Genomic DNA, 23461 nt, shown 5'->3' with positions numbered 1-23461 from the left:
ATGGAAAGTCAACACAAATCAGGTGAAGGTAGAATATTATAGTCATCTAGAGTATTAAGAGTCTGTTGTGAAGCTGCTTCTCTCGCTCCTGTATCAGATATCAGATTGTCCGAGATAACCATATTTGTGAAATCCTCTGTAAAATTTCCATCTTCTTTTCTTTTCATATCATGATTGCTAGAGCCAGAAAATATTTCCGACTTTTCCTTTAAAATCAATTCTTTACCTTTTTCTATTGTACTTTCCTTCACATCTGGTATCTCTAATCCTTCCACGCTAGCATTTCCAGATTCATTAACAGATACCTGATTTCTATCAGCAAGTAACTTGGTACTTATAGTGGTATTATCTAATAGATCTATTTCATTTTGATTAGAATAATCTTCTACAGTGCCTTGAACGGGTTTGGTATCCTCGATGGCATTTGGTATTCTATCAGTTATGCCATGATAATCTATAGTTTTATTTACTGATTCTATTTTATTTTCACCAGTGAACATAGTTGTTTGCAAAGCTAGATCACCAGCTATTAACCTTTGATAATCCATGTTATCCCCAAGACATTTCTGCATTGCAACCTTAATATTATTGAGGTTATCTACTGAATCTAAAATCACTCTTTTTAGTCGATTTACTTCATCAGAAATTAATTTTTGGTCTGTCAAACCAGGTGCTAATTCGATTACATTTCTATCCTCCAGCTCTCGAACTTTATCTGTATCTTTTGGACTTTGTATTACTAACTCTTCCAAAAAATTCCTTTCCACTTCAGAATCATATGTTTTTTCCTTACCATAAACTTGATCAAGGCATCCTACTAATTTTTCTACTGGGATGGACCTTTCTTCATCTCCTCCTGTTGGACTAAGTATTTTATCTTTAAGATCTGGTATTTTTATATTCGAATCATCAACCTTGGCAAATTTGCCTTTATCAGCCAGGAAATCTCTTGCTTTTTGGTTTCTATCATAACCATACCATGGATACTCCTCATCAAGAAACTTTCCTAGTGTTTCAACTAATATTGACCCTCCATTATCCGTGCGCTTATTTAGTATATCCTTCGCTAATCCTCCATGTTCTGCAAGAGGAAAAAATTTTTCATTTGCTTCTGGCTTTTTATATACTTCAAAAGTATTAGCTTTCATTAATAATTGATTATCTACTTCTGCCTTATCATAAACATTATCAATATTAGCTTTAGTTCCTAATTTTTTTTCTATATCTTCCTTGAAATACACATCACAAGTACCTACTTTGGCTTCTAATTTTCCATCTATTTGCTTCATGCTATACACATTATTTGCATCAGCTTTTTTATCTAGCTCAGATTTGTTGGCTTTTTTCTCTAGTGCTGACTTTAAATAGCTAGAGATATCGTCTCTTCTGGCAAATGTGTGAGCAAGTACAGTATCAGATATTCTATTATTATCATCACCTTTTGCATAAAGTATTGCTTCAACTATTGGCTTTTCTATTACTTTTTCTGCAAGCACTGTCACTTCATTGCCACTATCATCATAACGACCACTTTTCATGCTTAATAAACTTCCTAACGCTTCGACTAAACCGCTTACCTTGTATTCTGATTCAAATTGATTATGTTGTGCATATTTCAACTTCAGCTCGCCTTCTGATGTATCTAGACTATACCTATTACCACTACCATCACTCAATATAATAGTTTGAATATCTTTTAGAAAAGATATCGGCACATTTGTACCATTCTTGAATTCTATACTAGCTGTCATAATGTTTTACACTAATTTTAAAAATACAAAGTACATGAATTTTATTTCATTTCTATTAAATACTACTTCATTAATGTTAGCCATTAATCGCTTGCAAGCGGTTATAGCATTTCTTATAATAACTCGAGTTAGCCACAGAAAAGCAGAAGCAACTTGTCATAGTTTCATACTCTCAAAAAGAAGTTAAATAATTTGCTTGATTAAGCTATCACTTGGTGGCAGTTGTTTTTCACTAACAAAAAATGTAAGTTCAACTTTTGTGCTTTTGGGAAATGTTTATAAAAATTTTGTTTTTTGCAAATAAATTAGTTGTAGCTTGAAAGTGAAATTGGTCTCACAAAGAAATTTTCTAGTCTGGTTGCTATTTTCTCTGTTTTATGCCTACCAATACGTATTGCGTGTAATTCCAAATATAATCGCACCTGAGTTAATAATAAAGTTTGATGTGGGCACGACAGAAATAGGACAGTTTTGTGGATTATATTATGTGGGTTTTGTGTTAGCACATATTCCTATAGGCATTCTCTTAGATAGGTTTGGTCCTAAAGTTGTTGTTCCGGTTTGCATTGTATTAACATCTCTAGGTACTTTGCCTTTGTTCAGTTCCAACAGCTGGAGTTATTCTATTATTGGAAGAATCATTACTGGCATTGGGTCCTCTGCTTCAGTACTTGGACTCTTTAAGGTGATAAGTCTCTGTTATCGTAGAGAAAAATTTACCTTTATGTTTAGCATATCAGTTATTATTGGCATTTCGGGTGGTGTGTTTGCTACCAAACCATTACATACTCTGTTTGATGAGTTTGGGTGGTACTATGTACTTACTGCTTGTGTGATAATTGGACTGTCGCTCGCTTTAGCTACTTTTATGCTTGTGCCTAAAGCAGGTAAAATAGATAAAGTAAGTGTTAAAAACTTAGGTGGAGCCATTCTCAATAAGAATATTTTACTGGTAAGTTTGTTTGGTGGGTTGATGGTTGGGCCACTAGAAGGCTTTGCAGATGGATGGTCTGTGGCTTTTTTGCACGAGATGTACTCTATAGATAGCCAAATTGCATATAGCATTTCAAAATGGGTGCTGGTGGGTTTTGGTCTTGGGATTTTATTACTCCCTCACGTGTTAGCAAAGTACCCAACTAAGCACTATGAAATAATAATTTTTTGTGCTCTGTCTATGCTAGTAGTATTCTTGTTACTTTTCGTATGCAATATTAGTGCATCTTTGGCATGCATATTACTATTTATCATTGGCCTTGCTTCTGCATATCAGATAGTTGTCAATGCAAAGGTTGTAAGTTTTGTGAAGAATGATTTGGTAGCAAGTGCAGGTTCTATAAGTAATGCTATAGTTATGAGTTTTGGTTATCTTTTCCATACTGTTATTGCAGGTGTAATGAATTTCCATTGGGATGGTAAAGTTGTTAATGGAGTTCCCTTCTACGGTGCTGGTGTAATGACAAAATCCATGTTGATAATACCTGTATGCCTGTTGATAGGAATGGCAGGCTTTTGTCTACTTACAGCTATAGCGTACTATAAAAAAGGTTAGCTTGACTTTCCATAAGATGGTACAAGCCTCCACCTTCTAGGTGGAGAAACTTTAGTTTGTCAATGTCATAACTGTACTTTATAAAGTATAGTTATGACGGAATATGACAAAGGAAAACACACTGTATTTTATCATAGGTACCATATAGTCTGGATTACAAAATATCGGTACAGAGTATTAACTAAGGCTATGAAGGAGAGAATACGAACAATCATAGCAGAAGTATCTGAAGAAATGGGGATTAAGATAGAAAACGGAGTAATATCATCAGATCATTTACATTTATTCGTAGTAATACCTCCTCATATAGCTGTGAGTGATTTTGTTCAAAGAGCCAAAGGCAGGTCTTCACGCAAAGTTCAACAAGAATTTCCAGAGCTAAATAAAATGTACTGGGGAAAGCGTTTTTGGGGAAGAGGATACTTTAGTGCTACCAGCGGACATATCACAGATGAAGTCATTAATGAGTACATCAATAAACATACAGATGCACATCAGCCTCATTCTATATCTAGTATAAGATTGGAGTAGCTTTAGCTTCTCATCGCGCTTCCAGAGCTATATCCAACCTTTCGGCTCTCAGCCGATAGTGGTTGAGTATTTTTCCAACTTCTGTGCAAATGTCGATGTTCGTGCCATTTCAGTACTCCTGGATAAAATACTAAAATGTGCTTTTCTAATTCGTGTATTGAGTCTTTTTGCTCTGAATCCAAATCATTTTTATAGTAAACGTTGTGTTCTGCTAAAACATATTTTCTGACCTTCTGATCTGTATAATTTTCTACTTTGTAGTAGTGAGTAACGCTAAACCTTTCTAAAATTGGCTTGTGTTTTAAACTCCAATGTTGCCCTGAAAGTTTATCGCTTCCCAATACAAATTTATTCCCTCTTTCCTCTATACTACCAACTGGAAAACATGTGTTTATTTCTCCTAAATTCCAACTGTCCGATAATACTATCTGTGCTTTTGCAAATTTAATCGATGGTAATAAACTCTGTGGTAATGGATATAGTGCTTTTAAGTTGTACCACAAATGATCTCTTTCATAGATGCCTTTATAATCCCTTGTGTGAGGCTCAGTTTCTCCAAGGATTGCTACATCTAGGCGATATATATCATTGCTTAAAGCTCGTTCATAATGATCGCGTAGATAGTTTTCTATAATCCTAATAACTGGACCACTAGAACTGAAAAAATTTACTCTTCCAAATGATAACACTGGTCCATCTTTTTCTATTTTTACCCCTGAATAGTCAGAAAGAAGATCTCCAAATAAACTCTCATCCAATATAAATCTCTGCGCATTATAATAATCGTTAAAAATTCTCATCAATCTGGATCTTGCAGGTAATGATAGTTTTGTCAGCTCTACTACTGCATCTACAAAAAAGTCATTTGGAACATCTCTTATTCCTATTTGCAACTCGAAAAAATGTTTACCAGGTGGCTCCTCAATAATTGTAATATCTTCTATATTTGCCCATTTTAGTGCTATTTTAAGTGATGCAGGTGTTCCACGTAGTCTTTGAAATTTTACTCCTTCTATTACAGCTTTTCTTTTATCCTTTATCCAACGTAGTATTTCCCCCAATTCATATTCCTCAATCAAACACGGCAATGTTTCCTCTTCTAATCTAAATTTAAACCCTCTTATACAGCTTGGATCAACCTTATAATCTGTTGCATAAACCAATGCTTGCTCTTGCTTTGTTGCGTTTGGGGGTAATAGCATTACTCAATCTTTAAATTTCGCAAATTTGCACACTCGTTACCTAGCACCACAACATCCTCTTTTGGTTCTATTAATTCTACATTCTCTACACCCTCTACAAATAGATTCGCTATTATCCATGATCTTGTAACACTCCATCCCAACCTTCTACTTGCTTCAAACTTCTTAATGCACTGTTCCTTAATTTCCTCCTTTGATATTACAGAACTTATACTCATTCTGCTGTGAATATCTATTTCCGTAATATTGCAACCAATTACTGTTATCGTATCTGTTAAAACCCTTATATCATCTCTAGTAACCTGCTTTTTTACAATTTTAAGTAGCTCTTCTAACGCTATGCCAGTTGTTGTTGATAAGATTGAAATTTGTACTTTCCCTGGTATAGTTGATTCCACTAGTGCATCTTTTACTCTACTATCTGCTGACAGTGCATGATATCGATAGTGTTCTTTGCTTCCACACGTGCTTGAGCCTACTATCTTTGCTTTAATTCTTTTTCTAAATCGTTCATCCTCTTCTTCTTTCTGCCTCTCCACTCCATAAAACTCAGCTAAATTATCAAGATCTTCTCCCGTTGCAAATTTAAGTAAATTACCCTTTACAGCTTCGTTTATCCTTTGTCTGAGCAAAAGTTCTCTCCACGCTGCTACTTCCAGAACCTTCATTGCTGGATCGGATTCTACTAATGCTGAAAAGGTTTCATCTCTACAGACTAACTCTTCCTTCATCCGAGCAAAAATCTCTTCAAAGTTCAGTGGTTCGATAATATTTGGCTGCTGCATTTTTAAACAACTACTCCATTAATATTTATGAACTTACCTTCTGAAAGATAGACACCTTCTAAATTCAATGTTACTCTCCCTTCTTTTACTCCTTCAACTTTTACTTTTTCTAACTTAAATCTCTTTTCCCATTTTTTCAAAGCTTCTGCAGTTGCTGCATATATCTCAAGTGTTAAATCTCTATTTATTGGCTTATCTACTAATTCAAATAGTCTTGACCCATAATCTCTCCTCATTATTCTACTGTTAATAGGAGTGGTCAGTATATCAATTATCGATTGCTTTAAGTGCTCTATTCCTTCTAACGCTTTTCCTGTTTTAGCATCCATCCCTTTCATTTTTAGCCTGCAAACACGTCTTCACTGCCTTTTATTACTTTAAACCCACATGAAACTATATCTCCTACTCTTCCTACACTAAACCCATTTGCAAACACTTCTTTCGACCCTTGAGCCATTATCTTTCCCCCACTAAAACCATCTCCTTGCCTGCAAATTGGAAAATCATTTACAAAAACATTGTCACTCCCACTAATGCAAAAATGCGGTGTTACTTCTACACAATAATCTCCTACTCGTGCAATCGACTTATTCATTTAATTAAGGTTTATTCTATCTGCTTTCAGTTTTATTTTGCTCTTCGTCATCTCTATGCTCGATTCCCCAGCTTTCAGTGTTATTTTATCTACTACTTCAATCTCTAAATGATGTTTTTCCTTATCATATGTAAACTTTGTCCCATCTTGAAACTTTACACTATTTATTTCTTTTTTATTCTCTGGTGCAGAGTATTTTTCCTGATATATTCCTCCTAATACTACTCCTAATGATAGTTCACCAAGAGGAGAAAATACCATAACCTGTTCATCAATATCTGGCGGAGACCAATTTCTATCTTTTCCTGCTTTGCTTGTTATCCATGGCAACCAATCTGTTAAAAATTCTCCTATTTTAACTCTTACTTTTGCTTTTTCATAATCTATTTCTTTTACAACTCCTATACGAACAATGTTGGCCATTTTCCTCTGTAGTTCCGAAATCGCAAAATTATTTTCTAACATTTATTTCACCGATTTCTATTTTGTGTGGCATAAATTTTCCTTCTTTCCAAATAGATCTCCCTACGTGTATTGTATGCACCCATTCAACCATCCACACTAAATATGCATCGAGCTCTGGTCTAAAGTCATCTCCTCCTCCTGATATAAATTCTCCTGGTGAAACATTTTTCACGTTCCAAGTATTTTTATTTACTACTTTCGCAACCTCAGCAGCTAATGTTCTGACAATAATAGGGGCATTTTCTATTGTGCTATCAATCACAATTCGTGCTTCAAATCTTGCTTTCAGCGCTAATTCCTCTGTTCCAGGATCTTTTCCCGATTCTAAACTCACAAGCTCTACAAATAACGCTGGCGCTAATAATTCTTTTCTTATCGATGGATAAATTTCACAAGTTTGAATTGCTGGTATTTCTCTCTTCAGCGTGGTACAAATTTTATCATGTAAATCTTTCAAATTCATCCTTTATAGCTCAATTCACTTTCAAAAAACTTTGTAAAGACTTCTTCAACTTCATAATTAACAAGATTCCCTATTATCCTTGAAACCTCAGGTTCTAGTGGCAACTTAACTTCCTTTATTGGCAATGCTGCCCTTCCTTCACGTTTAAACATACCGCTATTTCCTTTTGGCATAACTGCTGCAAATCCTCCTATAAACTCATGCTTTCCTACTTTCGATCCTCTTCTTGTTTTTTGTATTTTGCCAATTGTCGATGCTCTAATGTCATAGAGATTTGCTCTAATTAACACTTCTAATCTGCTAGTTTTCGCCTTAAAAATTCTTAATCTCTTTCTTATCAAACTTAATTTTACCTTCTTTTCCTCACTGATTTCCTTAGCTGCTTGCGCTTTTAACCATAGTGCCGTTTTGTTTAACGCTTTTATAGCTGCCAGTTTTATTTTCTGCTCTTTTCTTTCAACATTGGAGATTATTTCATTAATATTGTTACTAATCAAACACTTTCTATTGCCTCAATTTTCCATATTTCACTCGAAGAATCTTTTAACGGTGGTTCAAAAATCTTGTAGAACCTTTTTTCAATCTTGATATAATCGCCTATGCTAAAGGAAGTAACGTCCTGATCACGTATTTCTACAGAAGCAATTTGCTGAGTTAATGCTCCATCTGCACCTAGAGAGTACGTAGTCTCAGGACGTTTAATTAGCACTTTTATTTTACGAATGTCCGCCTTATTTTTATTACAATATATGGCTTCCACTCCTAGATGCTTAAAACAATCCTCCAATAATCGCTTAATATTCTCTTGCATATTTCTTTTTGATATACTAACCTTTACATGCTAAGAAAGCGCATACCGGTAGAGTCGTTCTGTGCCTCACCACCTTGTAGTTACTCTACCAGTATGTTATGCTATAGCGATTTTTACTAATACGCCAGGTCTATGGCACATTGGCAGAGGATTTGACTGCGTATGCAAATCAGTTCCTCTATCAAATCTTCTTGGCTCTTGTTTTGCATAAAGTGGCTGTCCAAGAGTATTTACTGTCTCATTAAAGTCTGCTGGTGCAAAATATGTTGTAAATGTGCTCGCTGTTCCTACTGGAAAACAGTGCCCTGTATCTTTCTCAATAAATCTTCTCACGGTTCCTTCAGGATCAGTTGCTTGCCCTCTATATTCCTAAAATGTTATTCCACAGAACGTAAATCCTGACCTCATGTCATTTCGAAGTGCTGCTCCTTCTTGCCATCTCTCATATGCTTCTTTCACTTTAGTATGAGAAGTAAGTGCATCAAAAAACTCAGGACTTACCAAGGCATGAATCCCGGTCATATATTCACCACTTAGATTATCTTCTATGTGCCGCAATACTTCCAGACACTTACGTTTTACATCTGTTGTTGCTGTTCCCAGTGCAAAATTTACTACTTTTGGTGTTATTTCAAATTCGTTGTACAGATTTAATAATTCTGACCCATCAGCATCTAAAATTATTCCTTTCAGCGCTCCCATTCTCAAATGCTCCAACGTTATTGCATGTTTGTTTCTCATTAGCTGCAAATGATCAGTTATTACATCTGCCAGCGCTTTCAGTTCACTTTCTGATCCAAATGCTCTTATTCCTTGTACTTCTTCTGGTAACACTACATCATCGTGAGGAATATGTGGAATCGTAAATGTTCTTACTTTTCTTTTACCACGTTTTCCTACTGTTGCTGGTGCTCCTGGAACTTGCGTTGGTAGTAAACTTAATACTCCGTTGTGTTCTTCTATGGTAATATGTCTAAATCTTACTGACCTACTTGGAAACAAATTTAAATTTTCAACACGTCCATAATTTATCGGCAATATATTCATCGCATTTGTTAGTGCCGTCATGCTAAATGCTGTATTTGTAAATGGATTTTGCATTTTTTCCCCTTTATGTTTTTTATTATTTACTAGACCCCTTTGCGGATGATGATCCCTCGTCCTTCAAGTTGCTTTATTGCTGCATTTTTCTGCTCTTCAGTGATATTTGCTGGCCATACAACTGCATAATCAGCTAGCATTGCACTACGAGTAATAATTACTGCTTTGGCATTTTCTGTCGCATTTACATCACTTACTATTGCACCTATTGCTGTTTGTGTGCCATCTGTGGCAGTTGGATTTATTATCCTAATCATGTTGTCTTTATCACGACCAACAACTGTCCCTAGCTTCAGATTTTGACCCTTTGCTACCGTTATTTGGTCTCTTGAATATAGACTTGATGCCTCATACTTTAATAAGTCACCTAGATTATTTTGTTCACTTATACAACTCATAAATTTCTCTCCTTAACTGCTTACCGCCGCTTTTATCAATGCTATATACGGCGGTTATAAAAATACTTTAACTCCTACGACTTCTTGCTACCTGTATCATTAAATCTTCTCCTGAATTCTGTGGTATTGCACTCAGTATCTCTGTCTTTTTCGTTCGCTCTGCAAGTAATTCCATTAAAACTTCCCTGGCTTGCTCAACACTCACGCTTTGCTCTATAAATTCTCCTATCTTTTCTGGCATCTTTGATATATTACATAATCTTATTATCTCTAAAATTTCTCTACGACAGTTCTCGTAGCCTTCCTCAGTTAACTCATTAGTTGTCATACTAACACTCCTACTTTTATGATTATTGATAAATTCAAAAAATGTTGTAACTCCATCTGCAACACCTATTTCTACTGCTTTCTCGCCAAAATATAGCCCTGCTTCTGTTGATCGAATCTTTTCAATTGAAAGACCTCTGTTCCTTGCTATTAGCTGCAAAAACATTTCATATAGTCGGTCTACTTCTTTTTGTAAGCTTTCCAGACTTTCAGACGTCATTGGCTCATGCGGATTTAAATCATTCTTTCGACTACCAGCAAAGATTGTGGTATACTTAATACCTTGCCTTTCATCAAACCTACTTTGATCTATGTGACTTGCTATTACTCCTATACTTCCTACTCCTGAAGTTCTACTCACAAATACCTTTTCAGCGCTAGAGGCTATAGCGTACGCAGCAGAATATGCATCATCATTTGCTATTGCAATAATTCTCTTTTTTGTTCTTGATTCATAAATAAAATCAGCTAGGTCAAAGACACCGTTTACTTCCCCTCCTGGACTGTCTATGTCAAGTAGAATCGTCTCTATGCTTTTATCTTCTAAAGCGCTCTCTATCTCTTCATGAATATTTTCATACGAAGTCATATCTAAAATATGATCAAAAGCTTCTGTTTTTTTTGTCAAAACTCCATAAATACGTATTATTGCTATTCCTTTTGGGTTTATATGAAAATGCTTTAAGTTCTTAAAGATAGGTTGTTTGCTGTTATATAATGATAGTAGTTCAAAGCTTCTTCTCTCTACCATTACTGGTTTATTTATCCACACCACTTCCTCCCCTTTTATGATTAACATCAGAATCGAAACAAAGTCCAAAAGAATTAGCTCGCTTTTGATCTTCTACTATTTCTTGATCAATTTCTTCTACATCGTAACCCATTTCTGATACTACTTCCGATCGACTCTTAAATCCATTCCTTACTGCCATTTGCTGTGCTTGCTGGTCTTTCAGTGGATCCACCCAATCAAATCCCTGTGGTATCCATTTTACTTCTTTAAATACTTGATTATCTGTTGTAGAAAGCTCTCCAGATAAAGTGGCAAGTTCTAGCCATCTACTCCATACTGGTCTGCAAAATTGGAATACCATAATGTTATGTTGCAGCATAGCGCATCTACGACGAAACTCTATTAATCCTGCTCTGATTGATGAATAATTAACACCGGTTAAATCTCCTGTTAGCTGCTCATATGTTATCCCTGTACCTATTGCTATTGCCCTCAGTTGCTGTCTCATGAATGCTTCATAACTTCCTCCAACATCTGAATGGCTCTGAAAATTTTATGTCCTCTCCTGGGTCTAAAAGCTGCATTGTTCCAGGTTCCAGGCCAGATAGTGCTACTCCTTGCTTATTTGCTTGCGCCTCACCTAAAATATTTGCTTCAGGATCAAGTCTTGTAATAAACCCTGCAAACATTGCTGCTGTCTTTTTTCTCACCAGCTCTGCATCATCGTATTGATCAAGCTCATAAAGCTTTAGCAGTATATTAGAAAGCCATGGCTCCCCTCTAATTTGCCCAGGTCTTAATGGTCTATAAATATGTAAAACATCATTTGCTGGCACTCTCACTGATTCTCCAAATGAGCCTTCTCCTGGATGTTCTCGAAAAAGGAAAAAAGCTTCTCTTTGCCCAAGCCTGTTAAACTCAATCCCGTTTCTTATTACATTACCATTTCCTAAAGTTTGATTTGTTTTATTATCTAAATGTTCAGACTCAAGTACTTGCAGTTGTAATGGCACAGAAAATCTATCTTCCAGCTTTCTCGTTCTTAAACGTACAAAACATTCTCCTCCCTCTATCATACTTCTGCATACTAGAGCTTGTAATCCATAAAAATCACTTACTCCATTACTGTCCGCTTCATCTGTCCATTTTAGCCATAATTCTTGTATTTTCTTTCGAAATTCTCCATCTCTTGCTTTTGATTGTGGTTTTATTCCTGTTCCAATAGAGTTACTTACTATTGTATCAATGATATTTGCTGCATATGGATTTTTTCTCACCATATCACGTGATCTACTACGTAAAGTTTCAAGGCTTTGAGACAGCAAATTATTTATACTTCCTGACTCTGGTTGAAAGTGAAAAAATCTTCTTCCTGACCCTGCTGCATCCCATGCAGAGCTTTTTATCTTTGGTTTGTTAAATAATTGCTTGAATGATTTTAATAACATTTTGCCTCTTTAATTATGCAGCAAGTTGTTGCACAATTTGACATTGAAAAATTATAGCAAGTTGCTAGAGAATTTGTTTAACAGATTGTATGTAGAGAGTCATTACTCTGGACTACGTTTATAAATTTCTTTTCGATGTCCTATTGCTGCAATCTTGACCATGTGCTCTGAGTTATCTATTAAGTATATGACTCGATAATCGCCAACACGCAACCTAAAGTAGCCTACCCATTTATGCGATAAAGCCTCACCTACTTTATCAGGAATAATTGTGAGACGTTTTTCTATAGCTTTTTGCACCCTTAACCGTATTGTTTTCGGAAGAGAAGGAAGATCTTCGGTATCTACACCTTCTAAATAACCAATTTGGTAAATTATTCCCACTTGATATCTTCATGCCTAATTATTTTTGCTCCAGGAACATTACGTTTAGCAGCAAGTTCAAGTAGAGCTATTTCTCCTTCATCCATTTCGTCACCTTCAGATAGTTTACTTACTTCAAGTTCTTCTTCTACTAGATCTTTTACAATCTCTTCTATAGGTCTATTTTGAACTTTCGCCATTTCTATAAGGTAATGAGCAAACTCCCCCTCAAAATTTACATTAACACTAATCCTCCCTTGATTTTGATCCATATTATTCACTGCAAGATACCAACTTCGAATTGTAACACTTTTATATAATTTTGTCAATCCCCTTACTCGTTGAAAAAACAATTTTCCTCTTTGGCTTCATGCCCGCAACTTTTAACCCCGCTTTTATTCGTTGCCTGAGCTCCAATAAATCCTTTATTTGAACTTCCCCGTACCGTACAATATGGTCACCATATGCAATTGATACTACTCTCTCTCCATTTTGTAGTTTCTTTATCGCTTCTTCGACTTGAATTAAATATTCTTCGTTATACATTTCTTCTCATTCAACCATTGGCTTTGCCTTACTTTTTTAGGCTTTTTGCTTTCCATTTTTCCACTCAAACTATTCCATTTACTCTCTGGCCAACGATCAATTCCAAGCGCAATAGATGCTGCTCTTGCGTAAATTCGGCAATCTAGTACTTCATTTCTTTCTCTTACCTTTTGCCACTCTTGTTTTGTATATCCTTTCACTACTTTACTGACTAATTGCTCTGCCGTTAGCTGCTTAAAATATTCAGGTGCATACTCAGGAAAATGACAATATCCTGCTGGCACTTTCTCTTTTTCCCCGCTTTTTAAAATATTAAGTAGCTGAAAAAGCTCTGACTTTAATATCGATACCCCTACTGGCCACAGCTTTATTCCTCTTTTCAGCTTTTGACCACCAACTGTTATATCTACTCTACTTGGGCTGCTAAGTGGTACTAGTGCTTTATTTACACCTTTGACTGCCATTACTCTTCCACAGCCTTGATGACTTCTCACCCAATTGTATACTTCTTGTGTCGCATATCCTGCATCTACTGCCATCATGCTTATCATATACTCAAGCCCATTTTCACCGATAAAATGATGATTTAAGAGCTCAGAGAGTTTTCCCCATACTTCCCTACCTCCTGTATCTCCTTCAAATACTCGGTAGTCTATTGACCAATTTTCTCTGCCTTTTCCCCAGGCTACAACTTCTACTTCCAAGCGATCTTTTTGAACATCTACTCCTGCTGTGAGAACTACTTCGCCTTTTGGTACTATGCCAATCTGAAAAAATTCTCTCCTGTTAAATAATTGCTTCCAGTCCGGTACTTCTCCTTTATCTACCCAGGTTTCTCCAAGCGTAGTATTTATCCAAACTTTCAGTAATTGTTCACTTTCTTTCGCATGGAGAAAATCCTCTACTGCTTGAGTCCAACTATACCAGCCAACTGGGCTATAAAGACTTGAAAGATGAAATCCTTTTTTCTCACCTTTTACTCTATTAGTAGGTCTCCATTCTCCAAGTTCAAGCATCTCTGTCTTTTGATGATTTTCTATCTTTTTACCACATTCTATACATATATAGTGTGCTGTATTTGGATTTTTATCTTCCCATTTTATTTGTGACCATTTTAAAACTTGATAGTAATTACAATGCGGACATGGAACAAAAAAGTATCTCTTATCTGTTGCTTCAAATTCCTTCTCAATTCTGCTTATTCCATGAATCGTTGGTGTTGATACTAAAAAAATCTTTCGCCTTGCAAATGTATTAGTTCGAGCAATACTAAGCAGTACTGGATCTCCTTCTCCTCCTGAATCTCCTGGATACGCATCAATCTCATCAAGAAAGAGATACTTTACTGGCATAGATCTCAGTCCTACACTGCTGTTTGCTCCAGTTATTACTACTATTCCACCTGGAAATTCCTTACTTTGTACAGTATTGCCTGAGTCTCTTGACCTTGGGTCTTTTACTTTACTCTTTAAACATGGCGTACTCTCTATTAACGGCGCAAATCTTCCTTTTGACCAACGTTTTCCCATTTCAACTGTTGGCTGTACTACCAGCATTGGACCAGGAGTCTGATCTATGATGTAGCCAATCCAATTGTTACCAGCTTCTGTTCCCCCAATCTGCGCTCCTTTCATGAATACTACTTTTTCTGTTGGTGAGGACGGAGAAAGTGAATCCATGATTTCTTTTAAATAAGGAGTTCTTTCCGTTCTCCATTTACCTGGCTCTGATGCTGCAGTTGGGGATAGAACTCGATACTCATTCGCCCACTCTGATACTTTAAGCTGGGGATCTGGTCTTAAACCTTCAGAAAAAGCTCTAGCGTATATCATTGTCTGCATCTACTCATAATTGGTTCTATTTCAACATCGTTAACAGTAGAACTACACTCTTCCAGTTCCATAAACATCTTTTTCTGAAACTCTTTTTCTATATATCTTTTGCTCATCTCACTTATCATTATTGCTATAACAAGCGCAAATACCCCTGTTATTGTTGCAAAAATGATTGCACTGCTTATTGCTGTTACCGTTAAACCTATATATGCTGCCATTGCTACTGCGCTAACTGTAATACAGATGCAGATAATATTATTATGTTTTTTCATCCTTTTATCTGCTATTTCTCTCTGTGCTATATATTTATTATGAAGGGTTGGAAAATTAACAACGGTATCTCTGCAGAGTAACGCTCCATTTTTTTCATTGAATAAAACTTTAAGTAATTCTAAATTATTTGACTTGATTGCTAAGTGCAAAACAGGTGTATAGTTTGCTCCTTTTTTCAGCAATAACTTTACCACATGTAAATGACCTTTTTCTGCAGCAAGGTAAATCGGTGATAGACCTTTATTATTTGAAATATCAATATCAATTTCTTCTTTTAAAATAGACTCTACAACTCCTTTTTGTGCAGCTAAATGGAGTAGACTGTTCTTTTCAGGACCATACTTATTGTTCATCAAGATCTTCTTTATCTCAGGTTTAGCATAATCAAATGGTGTCTTGCCGCTATCGTCTTTTACCAGAGGATCTATATCTTCTCGCGTTAGTAAGACCTCTATTGTTTTAAGTCTTTCAGCGTAATGTAGAGGTGTTTTATTTTCGTAGTCTTGTAGATTCACTTGAGCATTAGGCTCCTTTATTAAGCATTTGAGGATATCAAGACATAAGTCTCTTTCATCGTAATTAGTATTACTTACAGCTATATGAATAGGTGATAATTTCATCGAGTTTTGTCCTACACGTGCGCTATTTACATCTGCTCCTAGCTCCAGTAATAACTTTACTATCTCCAATTTTTTGTTGTTAACTGCATAGTGCATCGGTGTCTGATTTCGTGCATCAAAAACCTCGATTTCAGCATTTCCTTCTCTTATCAAAATCTTTACAACTTCTGCATGTCCTATGCCTGCTGCTAGATGTAATGGAGTATGGTGCAAAGCATTTTGTACATTAACGTCAATACCTTTTCCTATCAAATATCTAACTGCATTAACTTCACCTATCATTGCAGCTAAATGAAGTAAGCTATCTTGTTCTGACCCGTACTTGTTATTAATTAGCGCTTGTAATATTTCTGCTTTTTTCCCTTCTTTGGCGTAATCAAGAGATGTTTTACCTTCATTATCTTCCACAAAAGGATTAATATTCTTCTTCGTGAGTAACAAATCCACCATGCTTAATTCATCAAATTCTATAGCACAATGTAGTGGTGTCTTTCCATTTAATCCTCTAACATTAACATCTAATCCAGGTTGATTGATGAGACACTTTATTAACTCCAAACTTAAGTTATCAGCCATTTTATATTCAAAATCTTTTTTATATTTGAAATTTAGTATTAGATAATTCTTGTAATGAGTTTGTAATCTCTTCAGTTAGCGCCATATGAATCTTTTCAGTGTCACTCAGTGATGCAAGCAGCGCTGAAACTCTATTTGGAATATTAAGTAAATTATTACGGACAACCCTTGCTACATTAAATGCTTCATTTTTTACTTCTTCGATTGACACAAATTTGCCTACTTCAGCTTTCACTCTAGCTTCCAAAAGTTTACCACGCTCCGTTTCATTTTTTATTCGCGTTTTTAGCAACATCGTGGAAAGCTTTTCTCCGCTCTCCTTTCTTCTCAGCGGCTGGCTTGGATCTCTTATTGCTGCCACCGCTTCATTTGCTTGTTCTCGGTCAATGAGCCCATCTTTGAGTTCAACAATTCCTTTCTTTACCAAAGAACAGACATATTGCCTCGAAAACCCTTTTTCCCTTGCCCACTCTGCTTGCGTAATTCTCACCTTTTTTTCTCCTTTTTAGCACTGCTCAGCTATAATTTCGTAAGTAGTTAACATTTGAAATATGTCTAACGCTAAAGAAGGCCTGAGGTCGGGACCACCAAACCCGCCAGCCTGGCCAAAAGGACCCACTTTTTATGATATTTTCAACGTATTGAAATCTTTACTAAAATTCATAACATAGAACATTAATGCTAAAGAATCTGCTTCATTATCATCTGTTGGACAAAAACCCTTTTCCTGCACTGCTTCAATTACATCAGCTTTACTTGCATTGCCCTTGCCAGTTATAAAACGTTTAATAGTCTTAACCGAAACACCTTGATAGGGAATATTACTTTCTTCACACCAAGCAGAAAGGTGTGCTAAAAACCCTCCATAGATATGTGCAGCATCAGTTCCCAAGTGTCTTCTCACTTCTTCAAAGTATACAACTTCAATGCCTGGAAATTTATACTTAAGTGAATTAAGCCAATTACGAAAATTTAAAAACTGCATTCCACCACCACTAAACCTGCTAACATGAAAACTCTTACTTCCACTTTGCACTATTCCATCATTTAAAATAGTCCAGCCGGTTTGTTTGCCAAGATCTAGGGTGAGCATTTCCTTTCAATTGCCGAGTACATATATATACAAGATTTGAAAAAATTACGTCCAAAAAATCTTTAATTTTCGAAATTTAACAACTAACATAAAAGCTCTTTTACAGCCAGTTTGTTTACCAAGCCTTTCAATTGTTGTGTACATATATATACAAGATTTGAAAAATTTTCGTCCAAAAAATCTTCAAATTTTTAGGAATTTTTTTTATAATTCTTGAATTTGAAGACCTTTCAAACGGGTTTCTCTACTTTTAGAGGTTTTTATTATTCTACTCTTATATTTTATATGTTTTTATATATGTGTATATTTTTATATATGTATTATATATATATTATATATAAGGGTTTCAGGAAGCTAGAATCCTCCATATTGGCGGACTTCAGATATGCCGTTCCTAGGAACGGTTTTAGGAACGCATGGTGAAAACCTGCCATACAGGCTAATTCTAGATTCCTGCTTCCTAATTCCTGATTTAGGAAGCCAGTAATTAGGAACGGAACTTAAGGTTATAGAGAGCATACTTTTCAACTATTTTCCTCTTAAAAATTTAAGCTATTCTTTTAATAGCGAAATCCACATTTTTAGCTCTTTAGGTGATATTGAATTTCAAAATATGAAATTCTTATATGTTTTTAATATAACTTTAGGAAGCCTGAGCTACCCATTCTTAAAAATATTGAAATCCATTCAAAATAGGTTCCAAAAACCTGAACTGTATTATTTTAAATTGCATCAGTATTATTCTCAAAAAAAAACAATAGAATATCAATAGATTAAAAATTGCATCAGTATTATTTATTTTTGCTCCTGTCCTACATAAGGGCATTAATAACTTCCATCCTTAAAGCATTAATTTGTTTTAGGGAAAACCATGAAATTAAAAAATATAGCTATAATTGTTAAAAACGTAAAATACCAAGCCTATAGACTAAAACTTGCTAAGTGCTTTATTGATGAGAATAACGAAGACCTTGAACAAGAACTCTTCTGTGAAATTTGGCCATGCCTTGATCAGTATGATGAAGATAAAAGTAGCTTTAACACCTTTGTAGCAAGATTAACTGAAAATAAAGCTATTAACCTGTTAAAGAAACAGCGATGTGCAAAACGCGATATCAATAACTATATTAGCATCGATGTAACAGAGCTACTTGAGGGTGAAATAACAAAACGCATTGATGTAGACTATATGATCTCGGTTTTACCAAAGGAATGGCAAAATATATGTGAGCAACTTAAATTTTTTAACTTACATGAAGTTGCCAAAATGAACAACGTTTCAAGAACCACTTTAAACAATATTATCAAGAAGATACGTGCCAAACTTTCTCCTATTTACTACGAAGGCAAAAAGAAAAATTGAACAAAATTTTTGCCTTTCTTGTATATATATACATCGTAGCATGGATAAATAATGGTTCTTAAAATTTTGAATAATAATGAAAGATTGCAAACAATATCAACTGTAAAAATGGTCATCTTTGGTCCTTATGGTATTGGTAAAACAAGTCTCCTAAAGACCGTAGATGAACCAACACTTTGCCTTGATTTTGAAGCAGGGCTTCTTGCTGTTCAAGATTGGCAAGGAGATTCAATTAGTCTTCGCACTTGGAATGAAGCTAGAGATATTGCTTGTCTTATAGGGGGGCCTAATCCTGCGCTGAAGTATGATCAAGCATATAGCCAAAGACACCATGAACATGTATCTGGTAAGTACAAAGATCTTTTCCCTGAGTTTTCTAAATACCGATGCATCTTTGTAGATAGTATAACCGTTGCTTCACGTTTATGTCTATTATGGGCAAAAATGCAACCTGAGGCTTTTTCTGAGAGATCGGGAAAACAGGACATGAGAGCTGCATATGGATTACTTGCTCAGGAAATGATGGCTTGGCTCAATCAATTTCAACACATCAGAGACAAAGACATCATCATAGTTGGCACTTTAGGTCAATATCTCGATGATTTCAATCGTCCAATTTGGCTACCTCAATGCGAAGGGACTAAAACTGCTAGTGAGATTCCTGGAATAGTTGATGAAGTAATCAGTATGGTTGGAATCAAGAGAGATGATGGAACGGAGAAACGCTCTTTTGTTTGCCACACTTTAAACCCTTGGGGATACCCAGCTAAAGACCGCAGTGGACGCCTGAGTATGGTTGAAGAACCGCATTTAGGCAAGCTGCTTACAAAGATTAAAAGCAAGTTTTAAAATTTAAACATGGAGAGTGATATATGTTACAAAACCTATTAACTGATTTTAACACTGTAAAACCGCAAAGTAGATTGATACCAAAAGGTACAATAGTAAAGGTAAAAATGACAATCAAGCCTGGAGGTTATGAGCATTGGTTTACTAAAAGCCCCACTACCGGTAGCATTTATTTAAATACAGAATTTACCGTTATTGAAGGCCCATACGCAAAGCACAAAATTTATCAAATAATTGGTATTAAAAGTAGTAAAGCAGAAGATACTTGGGGAGAAATGGGTCGTTCTATGCTTCGCAGTATCTTGGAATCGGCACGTGACATTCATCCACATGATAACTCAGAAAATGCAATCCTTGCTCGTAAGTTAAATTCAGTTGCAGAATTAAATGGCTTAGAGTTTACAGTAAAGGTAAGTGTTATAACTGATGAATATGGAGAGAAGAACAAAATTGCCTCGGTAGTTACTCCAGAATACCGCAAAAATTATGAAATTGACAGAGTACCATTTTGAAGTACGACGAGGAAAAGCTTTGGTCTGCTGTCGTTACTAGAGGTATTCAGGACGCAGTAGGAAAAAACCCAAAGCTAAGAGAAGAAGCAATTAATTGGCTGAATTCAAAATCTTTTGAAACTGTTTGTGAGCTAGCTAATCTCAACTTTACACGTATGAAAAATATGTATGGGAATTTTATGTCTAAAAAGCAAAAAGAGTTAAAGATGTTATTGATTGATAATATCAAGGAGTGTGTTTCTTACCTACTTCCAAATGGTGAGTTTTACCGAGAAAAAACTTATATTGGAGACTTAAATGGAAATACAATTACAGTTAAAATAGTAGGTAAGGAAGCTGGTGATTGGCGTAATTTTACTGAAGGAACTGGTGGTGATATTATTGATCTTTGGATTTTAATTAAGGGTGATATATATTCTGCTAGAAAGTGGCTCAATAAAAAATCAAAGAGTGGAGAAAAAAAAGGGCGGAAAAGAGAAGAAAAAATATTTTCTGTAAAGCAGTACTTAAGTGATCAATCACCAATACCAGAAGATATAATAGCTCCACGAATTCTCACTCCAGGTGGTCTTTTAGTCATTGGTGGTACGCCAAAGGTTGGCAAAAGTTATTTTCTTCTCTCTTTGCTTGCACATCTTGCAGCAGGAGTGTCGTTTCTTAAGATGAAGTCAGCAAGGCCACTAAAAATAATCTATCTGCAAAATGAGATGGAGTACAATTATATCAGGGAACGCATACAACAAATCATAACTAATCAAAGGCTGCCAAATCTAGCAGAGGAAAACTTGATTGTTACTACAAAGATGAGATTAACTTTAAATGATGAAGGTATAGAGAGAATAAAAGATATAATAGGAGAAAAATTTAAAACGATAGATCTTATCGTTTTGGATTCTCTTGACTATGAAAATATGTTTTCTGGCCTGCAAAGCAGAGTAGAAAAACTACGTTCTGTAATTAATCCTATGGCTGGAATCATTATTACACGTCATACCAGAAAAGTATCCACAGCTACACTCGCAAAAAGTCCTTTTCAAGCTTTAATTGGTGCTAATGCTTTAAGAAGTTTTTATACATCTGGTATGGTAATGTTTCAACCAAATAAACGTGCAAATGTCTTGCAAGTAGTATATGAGCTAAGAAACGGTAAATCAATACCAGCAAAATTCATTAGCAGAGTAAATGGGCGTTGGCAGAACTCTAAAGTTATAGCTACGGCTTAATTTATCCACAAAAACCGACACTATGCTAGAGCTAAAAACTCAGCTTTTGCAAAACATCAGATCTTGTCTTTTTCATCTTTTACCAAGAGGGACATTTCGTGGTGATAAGTTTTATGTAGGTGATGTACAGGGTAACAAGGGCAAAAGTACTGTAATAGAGTTAACAGGCGAAAGAGCCGGATTATGGAAAGATTTTGCAACTGGAGAAGGTGGTGACATTATTGATCTTTGGGCAACGGTACACGGGAAGAATGCGAGAATAGAGTTTCCTGAAGTAATGCTCTCAATAAGTGAATGGCTTGGAAAAACCAACTTCAAAGAACAGAGAAATTTAGAACAATACTTAACTTGTAGTTGGAACTACTACGATGAAAATAACCAATTGATTGTAATAGTCTACCGTTATGATCCTCCTTTAGAGAAAAAACAGTTTAAACCATTTGATGTTAAAAAACAAAGATTCAAAGAGCCAGAAATAAGGCCACTCTACAACATTCCAGGTATTTTAAAATCTGATAAGGTTGTTCTGGTTGAAGGAGAAAAATGCGCAGAAGCACTTATAGAGAAAGGAATAACTGCAACAACAGCAACGTTTGGAGCAAATGCGCCTATTGATAAAACAGATTGGACTCCGCTTAAGGGCAAGCATATTATTATTTGGCCAGACAACGATGAAGCAGGTAATAAATATACCAAAAACGCTGAAAAGAGACTTTTAGAACTTGGTGTTGCATCACTTGCTACGCTTAAGATTCCACCGAATAAACCAAAGAGTTGGGATGCTGCTGATTGTGTGTTAGAGGGAATAAATATTGAAGAATTTATCGAAAAAAACTCAAGAAAAATAATTATTAAACCACCACTTGATATTTTTAGCTGGAGCGTAGAGCGTTTTGTAGGCCCAGTACCAAAGCAAAGATTCTTGGTTGAAGGATTATTTCCTTTGGGTGTAACCTCCATTTTGGCTGCAATGGGAGATACAGGCAAAGGTATGCTACTTCTTGACCTAGCCCTCAAGGTTGCAGGTAGCATAGATCAGGTATGCGGATTTGGTCCACTTGTTACTGAACATGGATCTGTGGTGGTATTTTCTGCGGAGGATGATACAAATGAAATACATCGTCGCTTAGAACGACTTGATCCAAAATGCGAGAGATTGAAATATAAAGGTAGGCTATTTATTGTACCATTACCAAACATCGGAGGATCTCTTACCATACTTAAGAACGTTCGCGGTAAAGTTGTAGAAATCTCTCCAGAATTTGAGTCGGTAATGAAGCAGCTGAGAAGAATAAAGGATTTAAAGCTCATTATATTTGATCCCCTTGCTTCTTTCATTCATGCAGATTTAAATGCTGATCCAGCAGTAGGGGATTATCTCATGTGTTTGTTATCTGATTTAGCGTGCAGCACTGGGGCTTCAATCATTACTGCACATCATATGAGGAAATTAAAGGGAGAAAAACCTATATCAACCGTAGAGCAAGCACGAGATGCTATTCGAGGCACTTCTGCTCTCGTAAATGGAGTCAGGTGTTCTTTTGCTTTTTGGCCTGTTGAGGATATAACTAAACCAATGATTTTTAGGTCAATTGGAAAAATCCCAAGACAAAATGCACTATTTTATGGAGCTGTTGTTAAGGCAAATGGCCTGGCTGATCGTACTGTACGTACTTATCTGAGAAATGAAGAAACAGGGCTATTAGAAGACATCACTGAACAATTAAAAGCTCAAAATACTAGTGATAAGGATCTTAAAATATATCTTATTGATTCAATTGCGCGAGCTGCTATTTCAGGACATCCATTTACTCACACAGGAAGTGCAGGAATACATAAACAACGACATAGACTGCCTGAAGTTTTTCATAGTATGGGAAGGGATAGACTAGAGCGTATAGTTCAAGAGCTTTTACAAGCAAAGCAAATAGTTAAAGGAATGGCTAATGGTTCAAAAGAAGATAAATGGCTTGATGTAAAAACAGGACCATTTGCACGTGGAGTTGGAAAATTTACTCATGGAGCTGAAAATTTTTAAAATCAGGAAAT

General features: G+C 35.7%; 25 protein-coding genes and 2 pseudogenes. 7 read left to right on the top strand and 20 right to left on the bottom strand.

What is annotated here, in order from left to right; genetic code table 11:
• Positions 1-8 precede the first annotated feature (8 nt).
• The gene (locus ABWU47_RS06315; protein WP_077188267.1) at positions 9-1751 is read right to left on the bottom strand and encodes a hypothetical protein; all 1743 of its coding nucleotides are present in this window, start codon (positions 1749-1751) and stop codon (positions 9-11) included.
• Positions 1752-2145: 394 nt separating this feature from the next.
• Here ABWU47_RS06315 and ABWU47_RS06310 point away from each other — a divergent pair, with 394 nt between their 5' ends.
• Together ABWU47_RS06310 and tnpA are read left to right on the top strand one after the other, a co-directional pair.
• On the top strand, positions 2146-3300 hold the full coding sequence (locus ABWU47_RS06310) for an MFS transporter (protein ID WP_236717749.1): 1155 nt from the start codon (positions 2146-2148) through the stop codon (positions 3298-3300).
• A gap of 93 nt (positions 3301-3393) precedes the next feature.
• Positions 3394-3831, top strand: coding sequence for an IS200/IS605 family transposase (gene tnpA, locus ABWU47_RS06305; protein WP_006279552.1), 438 nt, complete (start codon positions 3394-3396; stop codon positions 3829-3831).
• A 2-nt stretch (positions 3832-3833) separates the two neighbouring features.
• On the opposite strand, the gene ABWU47_RS06300 is transcribed toward tnpA, so the two are convergent.
• The 19 genes and pseudogenes from ABWU47_RS06300 to ABWU47_RS06210 form a co-directional block, all read right to left on the bottom strand.
• A complete protein-coding gene (locus tag ABWU47_RS06300; RefSeq protein ID WP_353285633.1) occupies positions 3834-5033 on the bottom strand; it encodes a phage tail protein in 1200 nt (399 codons plus the stop codon).
• Entirely contained in the window at positions 5033-5818 is a 786-nt protein-coding gene (locus ABWU47_RS06295; RefSeq protein WP_077188263.1) for a baseplate J/gp47 family protein, read from the bottom strand. The genes ABWU47_RS06300 and ABWU47_RS06295 overlap by 1 nt, the downstream gene beginning before the upstream one ends.
• A 2-nt stretch (positions 5819-5820) precedes the next feature.
• Entirely contained in the window at positions 5821-6156 is a 336-nt protein-coding gene (locus tag ABWU47_RS06290) for a GPW/gp25 family protein (protein WP_077188262.1), read from the bottom strand.
• 2 nt (positions 6157-6158) lie between these two features.
• Positions 6159-6413 (bottom strand): PAAR domain-containing protein, encoded by a 255-nt coding sequence (locus ABWU47_RS06285; protein WP_077188261.1) that lies wholly within the window; start codon positions 6411-6413, stop codon positions 6159-6161.
• Entirely contained in the window at positions 6414-6878 is a 465-nt protein-coding gene (locus tag ABWU47_RS06280; protein ID WP_077188260.1) for a phage baseplate assembly protein V, read from the bottom strand.
• Entirely contained in the window at positions 6865-7341 is a 477-nt protein-coding gene (locus ABWU47_RS06275) for a hypothetical protein (RefSeq protein ID WP_077188259.1), read from the bottom strand. Before ABWU47_RS06275 ends, ABWU47_RS06280 begins: the two co-directional genes overlap by 14 nt.
• Positions 7338-7838, bottom strand: coding sequence for a phage tail protein (locus ABWU47_RS06270; protein ID WP_410530066.1), 501 nt, complete (start codon positions 7836-7838; stop codon positions 7338-7340). Before ABWU47_RS06270 ends, ABWU47_RS06275 begins: the two co-directional genes overlap by 4 nt.
• Positions 7835-8152 (bottom strand): hypothetical protein, encoded by a 318-nt coding sequence (locus tag ABWU47_RS06265; protein ID WP_077188258.1) that lies wholly within the window; start codon positions 8150-8152, stop codon positions 7835-7837. The genes ABWU47_RS06270 and ABWU47_RS06265 overlap by 4 nt, the downstream gene beginning before the upstream one ends.
• A gap of 96 nt (positions 8153-8248) precedes the next feature.
• Positions 8249-9253, bottom strand: a pseudogene (locus ABWU47_RS06260) (major capsid protein).
• Between the two features lie 29 nt (positions 9254-9282).
• Positions 9283-9651: a head decoration protein gene (locus ABWU47_RS06255; RefSeq protein WP_077188257.1), complete on the bottom strand. Its 369-nt coding sequence runs from the start codon at positions 9649-9651 to the stop codon at positions 9283-9285.
• A gap of 67 nt (positions 9652-9718) precedes the next feature.
• Positions 9719-10777: a S49 family peptidase gene (locus ABWU47_RS06250; protein ID WP_410530065.1), complete on the bottom strand. Its 1059-nt coding sequence runs from the start codon at positions 10775-10777 to the stop codon at positions 9719-9721.
• Positions 10737-12159 (bottom strand): annotated as a pseudogene (locus ABWU47_RS06245) (phage portal protein). Before ABWU47_RS06245 ends, ABWU47_RS06250 begins: the two are co-directional and overlap by 41 nt.
• Before the next feature lie 102 nt (positions 12160-12261).
• On the bottom strand, positions 12262-12543 hold the full coding sequence (locus ABWU47_RS06240; RefSeq protein WP_010962706.1) for a type II toxin-antitoxin system RelE family toxin: 282 nt from the start codon (positions 12541-12543) through the stop codon (positions 12262-12264).
• Positions 12534-12851, bottom strand: a complete 318-nt coding sequence (locus tag ABWU47_RS06235) for a hypothetical protein (RefSeq protein ID WP_353285632.1) — start codon at positions 12849-12851, stop codon at positions 12534-12536. The genes ABWU47_RS06240 and ABWU47_RS06235 overlap by 10 nt, the downstream gene beginning before the upstream one ends.
• Positions 12835-13068 carry a hypothetical protein gene (locus ABWU47_RS06230; RefSeq protein WP_077188255.1) on the bottom strand — a complete coding sequence of 78 codons (234 nt, stop codon included), beginning with the start codon at positions 13066-13068 and terminating at the stop codon, positions 12835-12837. The genes ABWU47_RS06235 and ABWU47_RS06230 overlap by 17 nt, the downstream gene beginning before the upstream one ends.
• Positions 13047-14900, bottom strand: coding sequence for a phage terminase large subunit family protein (locus ABWU47_RS06225; protein WP_077188254.1), 1854 nt, complete (start codon positions 14898-14900; stop codon positions 13047-13049). Before ABWU47_RS06225 ends, ABWU47_RS06230 begins: the two co-directional genes overlap by 22 nt.
• Positions 14897-16372: an ankyrin repeat domain-containing protein gene (locus tag ABWU47_RS06220; protein ID WP_208571634.1), complete on the bottom strand. Its 1476-nt coding sequence runs from the start codon at positions 16370-16372 to the stop codon at positions 14897-14899. The genes ABWU47_RS06225 and ABWU47_RS06220 overlap by 4 nt, the downstream gene beginning before the upstream one ends.
• Before the next feature lie 19 nt (positions 16373-16391).
• Positions 16392-16862 (bottom strand): hypothetical protein, encoded by a 471-nt coding sequence (locus ABWU47_RS06215; RefSeq protein WP_077188251.1) that lies wholly within the window; start codon positions 16860-16862, stop codon positions 16392-16394.
• A 132-nt stretch (positions 16863-16994) separates the two neighbouring features.
• Positions 16995-17465, bottom strand: coding sequence for a Holliday junction resolvase (locus ABWU47_RS06210; RefSeq protein WP_077188250.1), 471 nt, complete (start codon positions 17463-17465; stop codon positions 16995-16997).
• An 871-nt stretch (positions 17466-18336) separates the two neighbouring features.
• Here ABWU47_RS06210 and ABWU47_RS06205 point away from each other — a divergent pair.
• From ABWU47_RS06205 to ABWU47_RS06185, 5 genes are read left to right on the top strand one after another with little or no spacing between them, the layout of a single operon-like run.
• The gene (locus ABWU47_RS06205) at positions 18337-18828 is read left to right on the top strand and encodes an RNA polymerase sigma factor (protein WP_077188249.1); all 492 of its coding nucleotides are present in this window, start codon (positions 18337-18339) and stop codon (positions 18826-18828) included.
• Positions 18829-18879: 51 nt separating this feature from the next.
• A complete protein-coding gene (locus tag ABWU47_RS06200; RefSeq protein WP_077188248.1) occupies positions 18880-19677 on the top strand; it encodes an ATP-binding protein in 798 nt (265 codons plus the stop codon).
• 23 nt (positions 19678-19700) lie between these two features.
• Positions 19701-20189, top strand: a complete 489-nt coding sequence (locus tag ABWU47_RS06195) for a hypothetical protein (RefSeq protein WP_077188247.1) — start codon at positions 19701-19703, stop codon at positions 20187-20189.
• The gene (locus ABWU47_RS06190) at positions 20186-21412 is read left to right on the top strand and encodes an AAA family ATPase (RefSeq protein ID WP_077188246.1); all 1227 of its coding nucleotides are present in this window, start codon (positions 20186-20188) and stop codon (positions 21410-21412) included. The genes ABWU47_RS06195 and ABWU47_RS06190 overlap by 4 nt, the downstream gene beginning before the upstream one ends.
• A gap of 22 nt (positions 21413-21434) precedes the next feature.
• On the top strand, positions 21435-23450 hold the full coding sequence (locus ABWU47_RS06185; RefSeq protein ID WP_077188245.1) for an AAA family ATPase: 2016 nt from the start codon (positions 21435-21437) through the stop codon (positions 23448-23450).
• Positions 23451-23461: the final 11 nt, after the last annotated feature.

Source organism: Wolbachia endosymbiont (group A) of Gastracanthus pulcherrimus, from assembly GCF_964028265.1.
GTDB classification, from domain to species: Bacteria; Pseudomonadota; Alphaproteobacteria; order Rickettsiales; family Anaplasmataceae; genus Wolbachia; species Wolbachia pipientis.
The sequence above is the reverse complement of the archived record's forward strand: the minus strand, read 5'-3'. Positions and strand labels throughout refer to the sequence as shown.

Excerpts from the sequence above, each read along its gene's own strand:
- ABWU47_RS06315 (WP_077188267.1), bottom strand. The coding sequence starts at position 1,751 with ATGACAGCTAGTATAGAATTCAAGAATGGTACAAATGTGCCGATATCT.
- tnpA (WP_006279552.1), top strand. The coding sequence starts at position 3,394 with ATGACGGAATATGACAAAGGAAAACACACTGTATTTTATCATAGGTAC.
- ABWU47_RS06300 (WP_353285633.1), bottom strand. The coding sequence starts at position 5,033 with ATGCTATTACCCCCAAACGCAACAAAGCAAGAGCAAGCATTGGTTTAT.
- ABWU47_RS06295 (WP_077188263.1), bottom strand. The coding sequence starts at position 5,818 with ATGCAGCAGCCAAATATTATCGAACCACTGAACTTTGAAGAGATTTTT.
- ABWU47_RS06290 (WP_077188262.1), bottom strand. The coding sequence starts at position 6,156 with ATGAAAGGGATGGATGCTAAAACAGGAAAAGCGTTAGAAGGAATAGAG.
- ABWU47_RS06285 (WP_077188261.1), bottom strand. The coding sequence starts at position 6,413 with ATGAATAAGTCGATTGCACGAGTAGGAGATTATTGTGTAGAAGTAACA.
- ABWU47_RS06280 (WP_077188260.1), bottom strand. The coding sequence starts at position 6,878 with ATGTTAGAAAATAATTTTGCGATTTCGGAACTACAGAGGAAAATGGCC.
- ABWU47_RS06275 (WP_077188259.1), bottom strand. The coding sequence starts at position 7,341 with ATGAATTTGAAAGATTTACATGATAAAATTTGTACCACGCTGAAGAGA.
- ABWU47_RS06265 (WP_077188258.1), bottom strand. The coding sequence starts at position 8,152 with ATGCAAGAGAATATTAAGCGATTATTGGAGGATTGTTTTAAGCATCTA.
- ABWU47_RS06255 (WP_077188257.1), bottom strand. The coding sequence starts at position 9,651 with ATGAGTTGTATAAGTGAACAAAATAATCTAGGTGACTTATTAAAGTAT.
- ABWU47_RS06250 (WP_410530065.1), bottom strand. The coding sequence starts at position 10,777 with ATGTTAATCATAAAAGGGGAGGAAGTGGTGTGGATAAATAAACCAGTA.
- ABWU47_RS06230 (WP_077188255.1), bottom strand. The coding sequence starts at position 13,068 with ATGTATAACGAAGAATATTTAATTCAAGTCGAAGAAGCGATAAAGAAA.
- ABWU47_RS06225 (WP_077188254.1), bottom strand. The coding sequence starts at position 14,900 with ATGATATACGCTAGAGCTTTTTCTGAAGGTTTAAGACCAGATCCCCAG.
- ABWU47_RS06220 (WP_208571634.1), bottom strand. The coding sequence starts at position 16,372 with ATGGCTGATAACTTAAGTTTGGAGTTAATAAAGTGTCTCATCAATCAA.
- ABWU47_RS06210 (WP_077188250.1), bottom strand. The coding sequence starts at position 17,465 with ATGCTCACCCTAGATCTTGGCAAACAAACCGGCTGGACTATTTTAAAT.
- ABWU47_RS06205 (WP_077188249.1), top strand. The coding sequence starts at position 18,337 with ATGAAATTAAAAAATATAGCTATAATTGTTAAAAACGTAAAATACCAA.
- ABWU47_RS06200 (WP_077188248.1), top strand. The coding sequence starts at position 18,880 with ATGGTTCTTAAAATTTTGAATAATAATGAAAGATTGCAAACAATATCA.
- ABWU47_RS06195 (WP_077188247.1), top strand. The coding sequence starts at position 19,701 with ATGTTACAAAACCTATTAACTGATTTTAACACTGTAAAACCGCAAAGT.
- ABWU47_RS06185 (WP_077188245.1), top strand. The coding sequence starts at position 21,435 with ATGCTAGAGCTAAAAACTCAGCTTTTGCAAAACATCAGATCTTGTCTT.